The 14059-nt window shown below is 68.4% G+C and carries 12 protein-coding genes and 1 tRNA gene; 2 read left to right on the forward strand and 11 right to left on the reverse strand.

The window, feature by feature from the left end:
- Nucleotides 1-6: 6 nt before the first annotated feature.
- The 5 genes from BQ7391_RS01380 to tilS all read right to left on the reverse strand — a co-directional run bounded on the left by BQ7391_RS01380 (nt 7) and on the right by tilS (nt 6017).
- Complete coding sequence (locus tag BQ7391_RS01380) at nt 7-1191, reverse strand: pyridoxal phosphate-dependent aminotransferase (RefSeq protein WP_075278971.1); 1185 nt, start codon at nt 1189-1191, stop codon at nt 7-9.
- A 92-nt stretch (nt 1192-1283) separates the two neighbouring features.
- Nucleotides 1284-1595, reverse strand: coding sequence for a winged helix-turn-helix transcriptional regulator (locus BQ7391_RS01385; RefSeq protein ID WP_075278972.1), 312 nt, complete (start codon nt 1593-1595; stop codon nt 1284-1286).
- A gap of 300 nt (nt 1596-1895) precedes the next feature.
- Nucleotides 1896-3788 (reverse strand): ATP-dependent zinc metalloprotease FtsH, encoded by a 1893-nt coding sequence (gene ftsH, locus BQ7391_RS01390; RefSeq protein WP_075280822.1) that lies wholly within the window; start codon nt 3786-3788, stop codon nt 1896-1898.
- Nucleotides 3789-3886: 98 nt separating this feature from the next.
- Entirely contained in the window at nt 3887-4438 is a 552-nt protein-coding gene (hpt, locus tag BQ7391_RS01395; protein ID WP_075278973.1) for a hypoxanthine phosphoribosyltransferase, read from the reverse strand.
- Between the two features lie 70 nt (nt 4439-4508).
- Nucleotides 4509-6017, reverse strand: coding sequence for a tRNA lysidine(34) synthetase TilS (tilS, locus tag BQ7391_RS01400; RefSeq protein ID WP_200799558.1), 1509 nt, complete (start codon nt 6015-6017; stop codon nt 4509-4511).
- 83 nt (nt 6018-6100) lie between these two features.
- Here tilS and BQ7391_RS01405 point away from each other — a divergent pair, with 83 nt between their 5' ends.
- Nucleotides 6101-6907: an MBL fold metallo-hydrolase gene (locus BQ7391_RS01405; RefSeq protein ID WP_075278975.1), complete on the forward strand. Its 807-nt coding sequence runs from the start codon at nt 6101-6103 to the stop codon at nt 6905-6907.
- A 298-nt stretch (nt 6908-7205) separates the two neighbouring features.
- Here the strand turns inward: BQ7391_RS01405 and nagB are convergent, their stop codons facing one another.
- The 4 genes from nagB to BQ7391_RS01425 form a co-directional block, all read right to left on the reverse strand.
- Entirely contained in the window at nt 7206-7940 is a 735-nt protein-coding gene (nagB, locus tag BQ7391_RS01410; protein WP_075278976.1) for a glucosamine-6-phosphate deaminase, read from the reverse strand.
- Between the two features lie 359 nt (nt 7941-8299).
- Entirely contained in the window at nt 8300-8923 is a 624-nt protein-coding gene (gene rdgB, locus BQ7391_RS01415) for an RdgB/HAM1 family non-canonical purine NTP pyrophosphatase (RefSeq protein ID WP_075278977.1), read from the reverse strand.
- A gap of 33 nt (nt 8924-8956) precedes the next feature.
- Nucleotides 8957-9688, reverse strand: a complete 732-nt coding sequence (gene rph, locus BQ7391_RS01420; RefSeq protein WP_075278978.1) for a ribonuclease PH — start codon at nt 9686-9688, stop codon at nt 8957-8959.
- Between the two features lie 163 nt (nt 9689-9851).
- A tRNA-Val gene (locus BQ7391_RS01425) sits at nt 9852-9927 on the reverse strand.
- A 59-nt stretch (nt 9928-9986) separates the two neighbouring features.
- Here BQ7391_RS01425 and BQ7391_RS01430 point away from each other — a divergent pair.
- Nucleotides 9987-11513 carry a Mur ligase family protein gene (locus BQ7391_RS01430; RefSeq protein ID WP_075278979.1) on the forward strand — a complete coding sequence of 509 codons (1527 nt, stop codon included), beginning with the start codon at nt 9987-9989 and terminating at the stop codon, nt 11511-11513.
- A 134-nt stretch (nt 11514-11647) separates the two neighbouring features.
- On the opposite strand, the gene BQ7391_RS01435 is transcribed toward BQ7391_RS01430, so the two are convergent.
- Nucleotides 11648-12484, reverse strand: a complete 837-nt coding sequence (locus BQ7391_RS01435; RefSeq protein WP_075278980.1) for an HAD family hydrolase — start codon at nt 12482-12484, stop codon at nt 11648-11650.
- Between the two features lie 156 nt (nt 12485-12640).
- A complete protein-coding gene (locus BQ7391_RS01440; RefSeq protein WP_075278981.1) occupies nt 12641-13855 on the reverse strand; it encodes an iron-containing alcohol dehydrogenase in 1215 nt (404 codons plus the stop codon).
- Nucleotides 13856-14059 lie beyond the last annotated feature (204 nt).

Here is a 14059-nt window from a genome sequence, read left to right on the forward strand (position 1 = left end):
TTTGACTCATCGGTAGCTGTCGGCGAGGGCGGCCCAGGCGGGCATGGAGTTGACGATGGTCTCGTGGCTCACGCAGTATCCCACGCGAACCCAGCCCGGGCAGCCGAAGGAGTCGGACGGGACGGGCAGCAGCTCGAAGGTCCTGGCGCGCTCGAAGAACGCGTTGGCATCGGGCTCGAGCGCCCTGACCCACAGGTAGAACGCGCCCTCGGGCTCGATGAACTCATAGCCCAGCGCCGAAAGCCCCTCGGTGAGGGCGCGGCGGTTCTCGGCATAGGCCTCCACGTCGCTCGGGCAGTCCACGCAGTCCATAAGCACGCGCTGGAAGAGCGCCGGGGCGCAAACAAAGCCCAGCTTTCGGCCGGCACCGGCCACGGCGAGCACCAGCTCGTCGTGCTCGGGGTTGGTGGGCGGCACCAGCACCCAGCCGATGCGCTCGCCCGGCAGCGACAGGCTCTTGGAGTAGGAGTAGCACACGATCGTGCGGTCGTAGACGGACGGCACCCAAGGCACCTTCGCGCCGTAGGTGATCTCGCGATAGGGCTCATCGGCCACGAGGTAGATGGCAGTGCCGAGGCGCTCCTCCGCCTCGTGGAGCGCGCCCGAGAGCGCCTCGAGGTTGGCGCGGGAGTATACCGATCCCACGGGGTTGTTGGGCGAGTTGATGACAACGGCCTTGGTGCGCGGCGTGATCGCCGCGGCAACGGCAGCCACATCCACCTGGAACGTGGTGGGGTCCGCGAGGACCTCCACGCAGGCGGCGCCCGAGGTCTCGATCCAGACGCGGTACTCGGGGAAGTACGGCGCGATCACGATAACCTCGTCGCCCGGGTTGACGACCGAATGGAACGAGATGGAGAGCGACGCGGCGGCCCCGCAGGTGAGGTAGAGGTCCCCGGCAGACGCCACCCCCTCGCCGAAGCGGCGGCAGAGGCTTGCGGCCACGGCCTCGCGCGCAGCGGGAAGGCCGCTCGCCGGCGTGTAGCCGTGGAGCTGCGTGGCGGGCAACGTGAGGCTCTTCTCGATAGAGGCGCGCACGGCGTCGGGGGCGGGGATCGACGGGTTGCCGAGCGAGAAGTCAAAGACGTTCTCGGCCCCGATCTGGGCCTTGCGCTCCTCCGCGTAGGCGGAGATCTCTCGAATGGAGGACTTCTGCGCGCCGTAGGCGACGCTCTTCTCGTTAAGTGACATGCTGCTCTCCTCTCGCGGCACCGCCGCTCGCACGTTGCTGCGGCTCATTGTACTCGCGAGAAGGACCGTGAGGGGCGCTCCGCGGCAAGCCGTTATCGGGATTTATCCTGCTCCCGCACGCCCTTGAGCACCGCCCATCCCACCAGCGTGACCTCGTACGCGTTGGCATCGAAGCTCCCGTCCGCGCGCTTGGTCCGCCAGCTCCGGATGAGCCCCATCCTCTCGAGCTTCTGGCAGGAGCGGCGGACCGTCTGGGCAGACATGTTGATGCGTTCCACGAAGTCGCGGTTGGGGATGGAGACTCTTGCGTTGGGCCTGCCGACGCGCTCGCCCATCGCGACGAGAAGGGCGCGGTCGGTCTCGTTGATCTGAATCCGAACGCTCTGCGGAGTCTGCTTGGCCAACCGTGACACCTCCCCCACGCTCTGACGGGACCCCCATCGGGAGTCTCCCCTCATCCACGTGCAGAACGTAGCATCACGAAGCTTGCCAAACTCTTGTGTTACCGCAATCTAGCTGCTGATTATTTGAGCGTACCCCTTCTTGCGCGCAGCGATGGGCGCAGTCTGACGTCGTGTATTGTGAAAGGGCGGCAGTTTTTTGATAGGACCTACCAACACTTTTTTCTGAGCTAGAAAAATGCCGCTGGTTATTCGTTCAGAAGAACTCCATAACCAACGGCATCTATCACTTTTCTCTGGGCCCTACGATTCCGCCTCGCCCTTCTCGTCGGCGACGTATTCGCCCCAGCGGTCCTCGAGCAGGGCGTCCACGGCCTCGCCCTCGACGGTCTCGCGCTCCAGGAGAACGCGCGCCATCGTGTCCATCTGCCTCCGGCGCTCGTCCAGAACCGAGCGGGCGCGCCCGTGGCCCTCGCGCATGATGCGCTCGACCTCGTCGTCGATGCGCTTGGCGGTCTCGGCGGAGTAATCCTGGTGGTTGGCGTAGTCGCGGCCCAGGAAGACCTCGTGCTGTGCCTCGCCAAAGACCTGCGCGCCCAGCTCCTCGCTCATGCCGTAGCGCGTGACCATCGTGCGCGCGAGCTTGGTGGCGCGCTCGAGGTCGTTGCTCGCGCCCGTGGTGATGTCGTCGCAGAAGAGCTCCTCGGCGGTGCGCCCGGCGAGAAGGACGGCGATCTGGTCGAGCATGCCGTCGCGCGTCTCGAGGAAGTGGTCCTCCTCGGGGACCTGCATCGTGTAGCCGAGCGCCTGGCCGCGGCTCACGATGCTGATCTTGTGGATGGGGTCGGAGTTCTCGAGCACGTGCCCCACGAGGGCGTGGCCCGACTCGTGATAGGCGATCACGCGGCGCTCCCGCTCCGTGATGACACGGCTCTTGCGCTCCGGGCCAGCCATGACGCGCTCCATGGCCTCCTCGACCTCGCCCGGACCGATCGTCTCCTTATGGCGGCGCGCAGCGAGAAGGGCCGACTCGTTCATGAGGTTCGCAAGGTCGGCACCCGTGAAGCCGGGCGTGATCTTGGAGAGCCGCTCGAAGTCCACGTCGTCGGCGAAGGGCTTGCCCTCGGCGTGGACGCGCAGGATCTGCTCACGTCCGCGCACGTCGGGGCGGTCCACGGTCACGCGCCGGTCAAAGCGGCCGGGGCGCAGCAGCGCCGGGTCGAGGATGTCGGGGCGGTTGGTTGCCGCGATGAGGATGACGGAGGAGTTGTCCTCGAAGCCATCCATCTCGACGAGCAGCTGGTTCAGGGTCTGCTCGCGCTCGTCGTGCCCGCCGCCGAGCCCCGCGCCGCGCTGGCGGCCCACCGCGTCGATCTCGTCGATGAAGACGATGCAGGGGGCGGCCTCCTTGGCCTGCTTAAAGAGGTCGCGCACGCGCGACGCGCCCACGCCCACGAACATCTCCACGAAGTCGGAGCCGGAGATGGAGAAGAACGGCACGCCTGCCTCGCCGGCCACCGCCTTGGCGAGCAGCGTCTTTCCCGTGCCCGGGGGGCCCACGAGCAGCACGCCGCGCGGGATGCGGGCGCCCATGCTGTGATAGCGCTCGGGGTCGGAGAGGAAGTCGCGGACCTCCTGGAGCTCCTCCACTGCCTCGTCGATGCCCGCGACGTCAGAGAACTTCACCTTGGGGCGCTCGCTCTCGGCCGTCTTGGCCTTGGTCTTGGCAAACGACATCGTCTTGTCCTGCTGGCCGGACATCCGGTTCATGTAGAACACGAACACGCCCACCAGAAGGAGCGTGGGCACCACGGAGAGCAGGATCGTCTCGAGCATCGCCGAGTCGGAGGTGTCGATCTTGTAGGTGACGTCCGGGTGCGCGGCCATGAGCTCGGCAAGCGAGTCGGTCCCCACGTAGACGCTCGTGTAGCGCACGAGAGCGCCCTCGTTGTCGGCCTCCGCGTCCTTCTCGTCATGCCAGTAGGTGCCGGAGACGCTGCCGTCCGAGGTCTTGTACGTGGCCTCGTGCACGCGGCCATCCTTGACCGCGGTCACGAACTCGTTGGTCGCGAGCGTGTCGGGCCCGCCGCCTCCCGGGGTGAGGGCGCCGCCCATTGAGAAGACGAGGTAGAGCACGATGGCGGCGACGATGGCCGTTGAGATGACGATGGAGCGACGGTGCCCGGGGCCGGGCATCCCCTGCGGGTTCTGACGGTCGGGCTTGTTCTGCTGGGACACGGTACTCCTTACGATGCGTGACGGGCCTCTCGCCCACCGGCCGCGAGCCGGGCGTCTTACTTCTGATAGACCTCGGGCTTGAGGATGCCGATGTAGGGCAGGTTGCGGTAGCGCTCCGCGAAGTCGAGGCCGTAGCCCACGATGAACTCGTCGGGCACGTGGGCGCCCACGTAGCGCGGCGTGACGGCGGGACGGTTGCCCGGCACGTCCTTCACAAGGAACGCCGCGACCTCGATGGAGGACGGGTTGCGATTGGAGAGCATGCGCATGAGGTAGGAGAGCGTGAGGCCGGAGTCGAGGATGTCCTCGACGATAAGGACGTTGCGCCCCTCGATCTTGGTGTCGAGATCCTTCACAATCCGCACGACGCCCGAGCTCTTGGCGCCCTCGCCGTAGCTCGATACCGCCATGAAGTCGATGGCCATCGGGCAGTCAATCGCGCGCATGAGGTCGGCCATGAAGACGACGGCGCCCCGCAGGACGGCTACGACCAGCGGGTTCTTGTCGGCATAGTCGCGAGAAATCTCCGCGCCCATGCGGCTCACGACGTCGTGGATGTCCTTCTCGCTGAGCAGAATCCCCTGAACGTCGGGGTGCATCGACTCCATGGCACTCCCCTTTCCGGGCGTCACCCGACGCCCCACGCGGCTCGATTGTTCCAGAATAGCGCACGGCCTGCTAGTCGCCCACGACGAGCGTCAACTCCAGCAGCCATCTCGTCTGCGGGCCGCACCTCACGCGCTCGTCCGCTCGCACGCCCGCCACCCATACGACCGAGCCCGTGGGGGAGGTGTGCACGACGGGGAGGAGCGCGCGCTCCGAGAGGGGGACACGCGCCTCGCCAAGCAGGTCGGAGAGCTTCTTGGACTGCCCGTGCATGCCCAGGGGGCAGAGCACCTCGCCCGCATGGGGGACGTCGACCCAAAGCCGCCCCCCGCGCGCCGGGTCGACGCCAGCCGCCACGGCGTCAAGCAGGACGGAGGACCCCTCCCACTCAAGCCCGTGCGCCCGGGCGTGCGCCGCCGCGTCCGTCCCATCGGGGACGCGCAGCACGCGCGCCGTGAGTGCGCGGCCGTCTGGAAACTCCAGCCTGCCGGGAACCTCGAGCCACGCCGCGACCGGGGCAGGCAGGGAGGTGCGCGCCCGAATGGCGAGGAGCCCGTGCTCGACGCGCACGTCCGCGCCCATCGGCACCGTCAGCGAGCCCTCTCCCGCCGCGACGCGCCCCAGCACCGAGGCCACGTGTCGCGCCTCGAGGCGGGCCTCCGGGCAGACGGAGAGAATCGCCTGGCGGACCACCCGGCGCGCGATGGCCACCTCGGTCGCCGCGAGGCGGGCGGCGTCGAGCACGACGAGCCCCTCGGCCTCGCGGCGCGTGAGCTCGCGCAGGACGCGCGCCGCGACGGAGGTGAGGTAGGCGTCCTCCTCCGAGAGGATGTCGCAGGTCGTCGACAGGCTCGCAACCACGCGCGGATTGCGCTCGCGGGCGATGGGCAGCAGCTCGTGGCGCACAAAGGCGCGCAGATAGTGGGTGTCCTCGTTGGTGCTGTCCTCGCGCCAGACGATTCCGCGCATGCGCAGCAGGTCGCAGAGCTCCGCGTGCGTACGGTCCAAAAGCGGGCGCACGATGCGGTTGCGCCGGCGCGGGATGGACGAGAGGCCCGCCGCGCCCGTACCGCGGATGGCGTTCATGAGGAAGGTCTCGGCTCGGTCGTCCGCGGTGTGCGCCGTCACGATGCGCGCCGCCGATCGCGGAGTTCCGAAGCGGGCGGAGAGCTCGTTTGCGAGGCGGCCCGCCTCCGCGTAGCGCGCCTCGCGCCCGGCGTTCTCCACGTTGCCGCCAGGCGTTGACGCGGCGAGCGCCGCCACGTCCACGCGCCGGATCGTGCAGGGGATGCCAAAGCGCGCGGCGAGGTCTCGGACGAACTCCTCGTCCTCATAGGCGTCCAGGCCGCGCAGGCCGTGGTTGACGTGGAGCACGTGCAGCCTCTCGCGGGCGATGCGGGCGGCACCGCGGCCGTCCTCGATGTCGAGAGCCGAGGTCGCGGCGAGCACGAGCAGGGCCGTCGAGTCCGCCCCTCCCGAGACCATGAGCACCACGGGGGCGGACCGCTCCTCGTCCGGGCGACCGCTCGGCCGGGCAAAGCGACTGCGGCCCGTGGTGTATCGACGAGAAACACTTGGCATGCGCTGCCTCCCAACGGCTACCCTAGTACGTGCGGCCCGGACGGCGCCGCACGGGAAGAGTGTACGACAGCGAGAGGACGACCATGACCCCCGAGCTCCACCTGCACGTCCTGGCCAGCGGCTCCAAGGGAAACGCCGCCGTCGTAGAGGGGCCCGAGGGATCCGTGCTCGTGGACTGCGGCATCTCGCGCAGGGCGCTTCTCGCCCGGGCGGAGGAGCTCGGGCTGGACATGGGCGACATCCGCGCCGTCCTTCTCACCCACGAGCACTCCGATCACGTGGGCGGGCTCACCGTCTTCTGCAACCACTTCGAGGGCGAGCTCGTGACCACCGCGGGCACGGCCGCCGCCCGCCCATACCTCTCGGCGCTGCCCTTCACCATCGTGGGGCACGCCGACTCCTTCGAGCTGGCCGGCATGCGGGTGCAGGCCTTTCCCACCTCGCACGACGTCGCGGACCCGATGGGGTTTCGGTTCTCGACCGGCGACGACGCGCTTGGGTTCTGCACCGACACCGGCGAGCTGGGCCCCGAGGCACTCGCGGCACTCTCGGGCGTGCGCATCCTCGCGCTCGAGTCCAACCACGACGAGCGCATGCTCGCAACGGGACCGTATCCCGGCTACCTCAAGGCGCGCGTGGCCGGGCGAACCGGCCACCTCTCCAACGCCCAGGCAGCCGACGCCCTGGGCTCTCTTGTGGGCGAGGACACCGAGACCGTCGTGGCCATGCACCTCTCGCAGGAGAACAACCGGCCGAGCCTCTGCATGCGCGCGCTCGCAGAGGCGGTCGGCGCGGAGGCCGCGAACGACGCCTTCACCGAGGCCCGCACGCCCGACGGGCGGCTCACCATCTGCTGCGCGGCGCAGGACTGGCCGCTCACGGTCTGGTAGAGGCGGGCGCCCCTGCCGCACGGCGCCACGCGTGCGAGCCCGCTCCCAGACCGCACTCGTGGACCGCACTCGCGAGTGCGGTCAGTCTCCGGCGGCGCGGCGGGCACTTCTCGACGCATCGGCCCCATCAGGCCGCACCGGCGTCCTTTTTACGCCCAGTGCGGCCGCACTCCCGGAACACACTCGCGTGTATGCCCCTCCCGGATGGGGGTCGGGCGAGAAGGACCCGCATGACGAGGGGGCGACCCCCCCTGCCGGGAATCGCCCCCCTGACGGACGCAAGATGCGCGACGCGCGCCTACGCCTCCGGGCACTTGGCGAGCGCCGCCTCGTCGGCCACGACCACCACATTGGGGTGCAGCTGCAGGATGGAGGCCTGGCAGGACGGCGTGATCGGGCCGTAGATCATGTCGTGCACCGCCTGCGCCTTAGCGTCGCCGTTGGCCACGACGAGGATCCTCTTGGCGGCCATGATGGTGCCGATGCCCATCGAGAACGCCTGGCGCGGCACGTCGTCGATGCTGTCGAAGAGGCGGCTGTTGGCCTGGATGGTGGACTCGGTGAGGTCCACGCAGTGGGTGCCCTTCACGAAGGCGTCACCGGGCTCGTTGAAGCCGATGTGACCGTTGTTGCCAATGCCCAGGAGCTGGAGGTCCTGGTTGCCGGCGGCGGCGACGGCCGCGTCGTACTCGGCGCAGGCGGCCTCGTAGTCCTCCATCAGTCCGTCGGGCACGTGGGTGTTGGCCTTGTCGATGTTCACGTGATCGAAGAGGTTCACGTTCATGAAGTAGCGATAGCTCTGCTCGTGATCGCCGGGCAGGCCGCGATACTCGTCGAGGTTGTAGGTCTTGACCTTGGAGAAGTCGAGATCGCCGGCCTCGTAGGCGGCAACGAGGTTCTGATAGGTCCCGACGGGCGTGGAGCCCGTGGCAAGGCCGAGCACGCAGTCGGGCTTGAGGGTAACCTCCGCCGCGATGATGGCAGCGGCCTTGCGGCTCATGTCCTCGTAATCCTTAGCGCGAACGATTCTCATAACGCATCCCTTCCATAGACCGGCAAGCTCCCCGCCCGCCGTGCGGCCCCATCGGCCGCGGCCAATGTGACTGCGACCACCAGGGCGAGGTCGCCAAAAGCTATGAGAAGGACTCGTCGCGTCGAGGCCCCTGCCCGTCCACGACGAACCGGGACTCCTCATCCCGGACAGTTATTGATTGTGCCTCATTTCCAACGTGTTTCGCCACCCTCTTGGGCGAGCGGCTCAAAAACGCCGCGGGCGGGCTACCGACGGGGGCTGCTGACAAGGGTGCCAGGGGCAACTGTCATGAGAGGATCATGACAGTTGCCCCTGGCACCCTTGTCAGCAGCCCCCGTCGGCACCGGCCCCTCTTGCCGCTACAGCTTGGCGGCGAGGTCCTCCAGGGCATGGAAGCGGTGCGAGATCAGGTTCTTCTCGTCCAGCGTGAGCTCGGCCATCGTGCGGCCCGGCGTCTCGGCCGGCAGGAAGAGCGGGTCGTAGCCGAAGCCGTGCTCCCCGCGCGGCTCGCGGCCAACACGACCCTCGCAGTCCCCGTCCCCGCGCAGGACCTCGCCGCCACGGACGAGCGCCACGCTGGAGTGGAAGCGGGCCGTGCGGGCCTCGTCGGGCACGTCCTTCATCTGCGCCATGAGCTTCTCGTTGTTGGCGGCGTCGTTGCCGTGCTCGCCGGCCCAGCGCGCGGAGAAGATCCCAGGGGCGCCGTCCAGGGCGTCAACGCAGAGGCCGGAGTCGTCGGCCACGGCCATGGGCAGGCCCGTCTCCTTCTGTGCCGCGCGCGCCTTGATGAGGGCGTTGTCGAAGAACGTGTCCCCGTCCTCCACCGGGTCGGGGAAGTCGCCCAGCTCCCCGAGGGCAACAAAGCGAACGCCCGGCATCACGGGCGCAAGAATGGTCTCGATCTCCACGACCTTGTGAGCGTTGCCCGTGGCCACGACCACGGTGCGCTCGGGATCGAGCTCGGCGATGCTGATCTCTGCCATCGTTCCTCCTTTGGTCGGCGGGTCCTCGCCCACCTACAGCTTGAATCCCGTCACCTGAGCCTGAAGCTCGGCAAGGCGGGCGACGCCCTCCTGCCCGAGGTCAAGAAGCGCGTCCAGCTGCGCCCGGTCGAAGCAGGCTCGCTCGCCGGTTCCCTGCACCTCCACGATGTCCCCGGATGCGGTGCCCACGAGGTTGAGGTCGACATCGGCACGTGAGTCCTCGGGGTAGTCGAGGTCAAGCAGGGCGATGCCGCCCACCACGCCCGCGGAGACGGCGGCAACGCGGCCCGTGAGGGGCAGGCGCGGGAGCCTCCCGGCCTCCACGCGCCCGAGCAGCGCCTGATGGAGCGCCACCCAGGCTCCGGTGATCGACGCGGTTCGGGTTCCGCCGTCCGCCTGGATGACGTCGCAGTCCAGCGTGATCGTGATCTCCCCCAGGCGGTCGAGACGCGTGACCGCACGCAGGCTTCGCCCGATGAGGCGCTCGATCTCCATCGAACGGCCCTTGCGGCCGCGATGCTCTCGCGGCGTGCGCCGGTTGGTCGATGCCGGCAGCATCGCGTACTCCGCGGTGACCCAGCCCGCATGCGACCCCTTGCGCCAGTTGGGCACGCCCTCCTCGACGGTCGCCGAGCAGAGCACGCGCGTGTCGCCAAACTCCACGAGGCACGACCCGTCGGCGTTCTTCATGACGTCGGGCGTTAGGGTGACCGGGCGCATCTCCGAGGCCGCGCGGCCAAACGAACGGGTGAGCTCTTCCGTCATGGCATCTCCCCTCAAATTAATCCGCCCTCTAGGCAACCGGCGATTCGGCGACCTGCGCTTTTTCCTCCGGACCCTTCCAGAGGGCGGATTAATTCTAGCAGCTGCCGCAAGCCGCCACGGAAAGGCCCCCGTCGCGCGTGGCGGGCGGGGGCCGGAGGATGGCTGGTGGGCGATGACGGGTTCGAACCGCCGACCTTGTGCGTGTAAGGCACCTGCGCTAGCCGCTGCGCCAATCGCCCGAGCACCTGCAGTCTAGCATACGGCGCAGCGTCGCCGAGACGCGGCTATACTAACTCGTATGAAGACTATTACGCTCACAGACATCGCGCGGGCGCTCAAGGCCTCCGGGACGCTTGCGGCACCCATCCCCGGCGATGCCGACGCCGTTTCCGTGACGGGCGCTTCCTGCGACTCGCGCTCCGTCCGGCCTGGCGACCTCTTTGTCTGCAAGGGGGCCGCCTTCAGGCCCGCGTTCCTCGAGTCGGCCCTCGCCGCGGGCGCGGTGGCGTACCTCTGCGACGCCGCGCACGAGCGCGAGCTCGCCGACCGCGCGCCGGGCGTCCCCGCCCTCGTGGCCTCCGACCTGCGCCGCGCCATGGCGATTGCCTCCGCGGAGGCGTTCGGCCACCCAGACCGCGGCCTTCCAACCGTGGGCATCACGGGCACCAAGGGCAAGACCACGACGGCCTACATGCTCCGCTCCATCGTTGACGCCGCGCGTGGCGAGAAGAGCTGTGGCATGATCGGCACCGTGGAGACCTTCGACGGACGCGCGGACGAGCCCTCGAGAAACACCACTCCCGAGGCGCCGGACCTCTGGCGCCACCTCGCCAACGCGCGCGAGACGGGGCTCGCCGCCCTGGTAATGGAGGTCTCGAGCCAGGCCCTCAAGTACGACCGCACCTACGGCGTGTGCCTCGACGTGGCCTGCTTCCTCAACATCGGCCTCGACCACATCTCCCCCGTCGAGCACGCGGACTTCGAGGACTACTTCACCTCCAAGCTCAAGATCTTCTCCCAGTGTGAGACCGCAGTCGTGAACCTGGACTCGGACCACGCCGACCGCGTCCTTGAGGCAGCCTCCCGCGCTCCGAGCACGCTCACGTTCGGGATCGGCCGTCCCGAGGCGGACGCCTGGGCGGACAGCATCGCCCACTCAGAGGAGGGCGTCGCCTTCACGCTGCACCTCGACGGATGGGAGCGCCGCGTGCAGCTCCCCTTCCCGGGTGACTTCAGCGTATCCAATGCGCTCGCCGCGGCGCTCTCCGCGCAGCTGCTGGGCGTCGGGCCCGACGCCATTGCGGAGGGCCTCGCACGAACGCGCGTCCCCGGGCGGATGGAGTTCTATCGCAGCGCTGACCGCCAGCTCACCGCCATCGTCGACTACGCGCACAACAAGCTCGCCTTTGAGTCCCTCCTCTCCGCCGTCGCAGGCACCTTCAGGGGCGCCCGCGTGATCGCCGTCTTCGGGGCGGTGGGCGGCAAGGCCAGGGAGCGACGTCACGAGCTCCCCGAGGTCGCAGCGCGTTACGCGGACTACGTGGTGCTCACCGCGGACGACCCCTGGACGGAGGACCCGCTCGACATCTGCCACGAGATGGAGCGGTCGCTCCCGGAGGGCTATCCCCACGAGGTCGTGATCGACCGCGAGGCCGCCGCGGCACGCGCCTTCGAGCTCGCGGAGGGCGAGAAGAGCGTCGTCCTGCTCCTCGCCAAGGGGCACGAGGCCTACCAGCTCACACGTGACGGCTTTGTCCCCTGCACCTCCGACTGCGAGCTCGCGCGTCGAGGCGTGGCCGCCCACGACAGGCGACATCTTGCGTAGCGCCCGGCCGGTCGTCACCCCAGATGCGCGGACGCACTGAGTGACGGGATTTGGACGGATGGACAGCCCCCAGGGCCCTCGTCTGTCCAAATGCCGTCACTCATGGGTCTCTGCCCGCGGCTGACGCGGCGCTCCTAGATGAGCCCGAAGTGCTCCAGCGCCGCGGGCACGCCGTCCTCGGCAGCCGTGAGCGTCACGTAGTCCGCCACCTCGCGCACGTTGGGCAGCGCGTTGCCCATGGCCACGAAGGTCTCCACCGCGGCGCGCATGGGGAGGTCGTTCTCCGAGTCGCCGAAGGCAAAGGTGCCCTCGCGCCCGCGGCCCAGGCACGCGAGCGTCGCCTCGATGCCCGTCCCCTTGTCGACGCCGCGCATCGAGAACTCAAGCACGCCGCCCTGGAGGTCGCAGATCGTGTAGTGCTCGTCGATGAAGTCGCGCAGAGGCGCGAGGTCGCGCTCCTCAACGCCGTTCGAGCAGAACTTGCTGTAGCGGTGCGCCACGGTGAGCTCGGCGACGTCCTCTGCCGTGCGCGCAAGACGCGAGCCCGGAAGGTGCGCAGGCCGCCCGGAGGGGTTGAGCTCCACGTTGTCGTCATCGCCCTCGAGGGTGATGTCGACGCCCGCCGCCGCAAAGCGCCGCGCCGTCTCGAGGAGCAGGTCGCGCTCGATGAACTCGGCGCGCACAACCCTGTCTCCCACGCACACGAACGCGCCGGCCCCCGCCACGAAGCCGTCGGGGTTGAGGTCCTGGATCGTCTGCGGGATGAACGGCAGGTGGCGGCCGGTGCAGATGAAGGTGAGGTTGCCCGCCGCACGCATGCGGGAGAACGCCTCGTAGACGGCTGGCGAGGGTTTGATGGGAGGAAGCTCCCGGCGCTCCTCCGCGCTCATCGCCCTCATCTTCTCGTAGTCATGCCACACCAGCGTGCCGTCAACGTCAAAGAACGCGACCGCGCCGTTCTTCTTGCCCATCTCTCCCCCTTACGCAACGTTTCCGATGCGGCATTGTACCCGACAAGGGTAAGCCTCATGAAAGCTGCGGTATTGGAAGCCCCTCGAGCCCCCAGACGCAAAGGGGCCGAGCCCGAAGGCCCGACCCCCTGCTGCGAAGCGATAAGAACGCGAGGCTTAGAAGTCCACGTCCACGTCGTTGTAGACGCACTCGAGGAGCTTCTCCATCTCCTCCTGGGACGGCTGGCGCGGGTTGGAGCCGGTGCAGGCGTCGAGGATGGCGTTGGCGGCCACGTCGGCCTTCTTGGACTCGAACTCGGCGTAGTCAATGATGGACTCGTCGGCCTTCACGCCGCCCTTGCCGTAGTTCTTGATGCCCTGCGGGATGTCCAGCTTGTCGTTGAGGTCGCGGATGCACTGGACGAGGGACGCGACGAGCTCGTCCTCGGTCTCGCCGTCGAGGTGCAGGACCTCCTTGGCGATGTAGGCGTAGCGGCTCTTGGCGCGCTCGTCCTTGGCGTTGAACTGGATGACCTTGCCGAGGTACATGGCGTTGGCGCAGCCGTGGATGATGTGGTCGCCGGAGAAGGCGGCGCCGGTCTTGTGGGCCATGGAGTGCACGATGCCGAGCAGGCCGGAGGAGAAGGCGATGCCGGCGATGCACTGGGCCTCGTGCATGTGCTGACGGGCCTCGTGATCGCCCTGGTAGGACTTGGGCAGCCACTCGACGATCTCACGGATGGCGTGGAGGGCGTTGGCATCGGTGAACATGGAGCCCGCGGTGGAGACGTAGGCCTCGATGGCGTGGGTCAGCGCGTCCATGCCGGTGTGGGCGCAGAGCTTCTGCGGCATGGTGTAGGTGAGCTCGGGGTCGACGATGGCCACGTCAGGCGTGATGTTGAAATCGGCGAGCGGGTACTTGATGCCCTTCTCGTAGTCGGTGATGACGGAGAAGGCCGTGACCTCGGTGGCCGTGCCGGAGGTGGAGGCGATGGCGCAGAACTTGGCCTTGGTGCGGAGCTCGGGGAAGCTGAACGGCACGATGGCCTGCTCGAAGGTCTCCTCGGGGTACTCGTAGAAGAGCCACATGGCCTTGGCCGCGTCGATGGGCGAGCCGCCACCGATGCCGATGATCCAGTCGGGCTGGAACTTCTGCATGGCCTCGGCGCCGCGCTTCACGGTGTCGACGGACGGGTCGGACTCGACGCCCTCGAAGATCTCAACCTCGAAGCCAGCCTCCTTGAGGTCGGCCTCGACGTCCTGCAGGAAGCCGCCGCGACGCATGGAGCCGCCGCCGGTGACGATCATGGCGCGGGAGCCCTTGAGGTTCTTGACCTCGTGGCGAGCGCCCTCACCAAAGTACAGGTCGCGCGGGTTGGTGAAACGTCCCATAACACTCCTCCAATTCCTATGCCGCCGCCACCGCGACGGATTCGAACGGGAGACCATCTCCCCCGTTTTCGCCGAACGAGAAGTACCGCCCCGGGCCGTCGAGGGATCGGCGACTCGGCCGGATTCAGTATAGCGAAATCGACTGGCAACATTGCGATGTTTCCGGCGCGAGAGCCGCTTCGCGGGCGGAGCCGCGAGCTCCCG

This window comes from Thermophilibacter provencensis, assembly GCF_900128445.1.
GTDB lineage: Bacteria > Actinomycetota > Coriobacteriia > Coriobacteriales > Atopobiaceae > Thermophilibacter > Thermophilibacter provencensis.

Coding starts and splice junctions, on each gene's coding strand:
- tilS (WP_200799558.1), bottom strand. CDS start 6,017: ATGCCAAGTGTTTCTCGTCGATACACCACGGGCCGCAGTCGCTTTGCC.
- BQ7391_RS01440 (WP_075278981.1), bottom strand. CDS start 13,855: ATGGGACGTTTCACCAACCCGCGCGACCTGTACTTTGGTGAGGGCGCT.
- rph (WP_075278978.1), bottom strand. CDS start 9,688: ATGACGGAAGAGCTCACCCGTTCGTTTGGCCGCGCGGCCTCGGAGATG.
- BQ7391_RS01405 (WP_075278975.1), top strand. CDS start 6,101: ATGACCCCCGAGCTCCACCTGCACGTCCTGGCCAGCGGCTCCAAGGGA.
- ftsH (WP_075280822.1), bottom strand. CDS start 3,788: ATGCCCGGCCCCGGGCACCGTCGCTCCATCGTCATCTCAACGGCCATC.
- nagB (WP_075278976.1), bottom strand. CDS start 7,940: ATGAGAATCGTTCGCGCTAAGGATTACGAGGACATGAGCCGCAAGGCC.
- BQ7391_RS01430 (WP_075278979.1), top strand. CDS start 9,987: ATGAAGACTATTACGCTCACAGACATCGCGCGGGCGCTCAAGGCCTCC.
- BQ7391_RS01380 (WP_075278971.1), bottom strand. CDS start 1,191: ATGTCACTTAACGAGAAGAGCGTCGCCTACGGCGCGCAGAAGTCCTCC.
- rdgB (WP_075278977.1), bottom strand. CDS start 8,923: ATGGCAGAGATCAGCATCGCCGAGCTCGATCCCGAGCGCACCGTGGTC.
- BQ7391_RS01435 (WP_075278980.1), bottom strand. CDS start 12,484: ATGGGCAAGAAGAACGGCGCGGTCGCGTTCTTTGACGTTGACGGCACG.
- hpt (WP_075278973.1), bottom strand. CDS start 4,438: ATGGAGTCGATGCACCCCGACGTTCAGGGGATTCTGCTCAGCGAGAAG.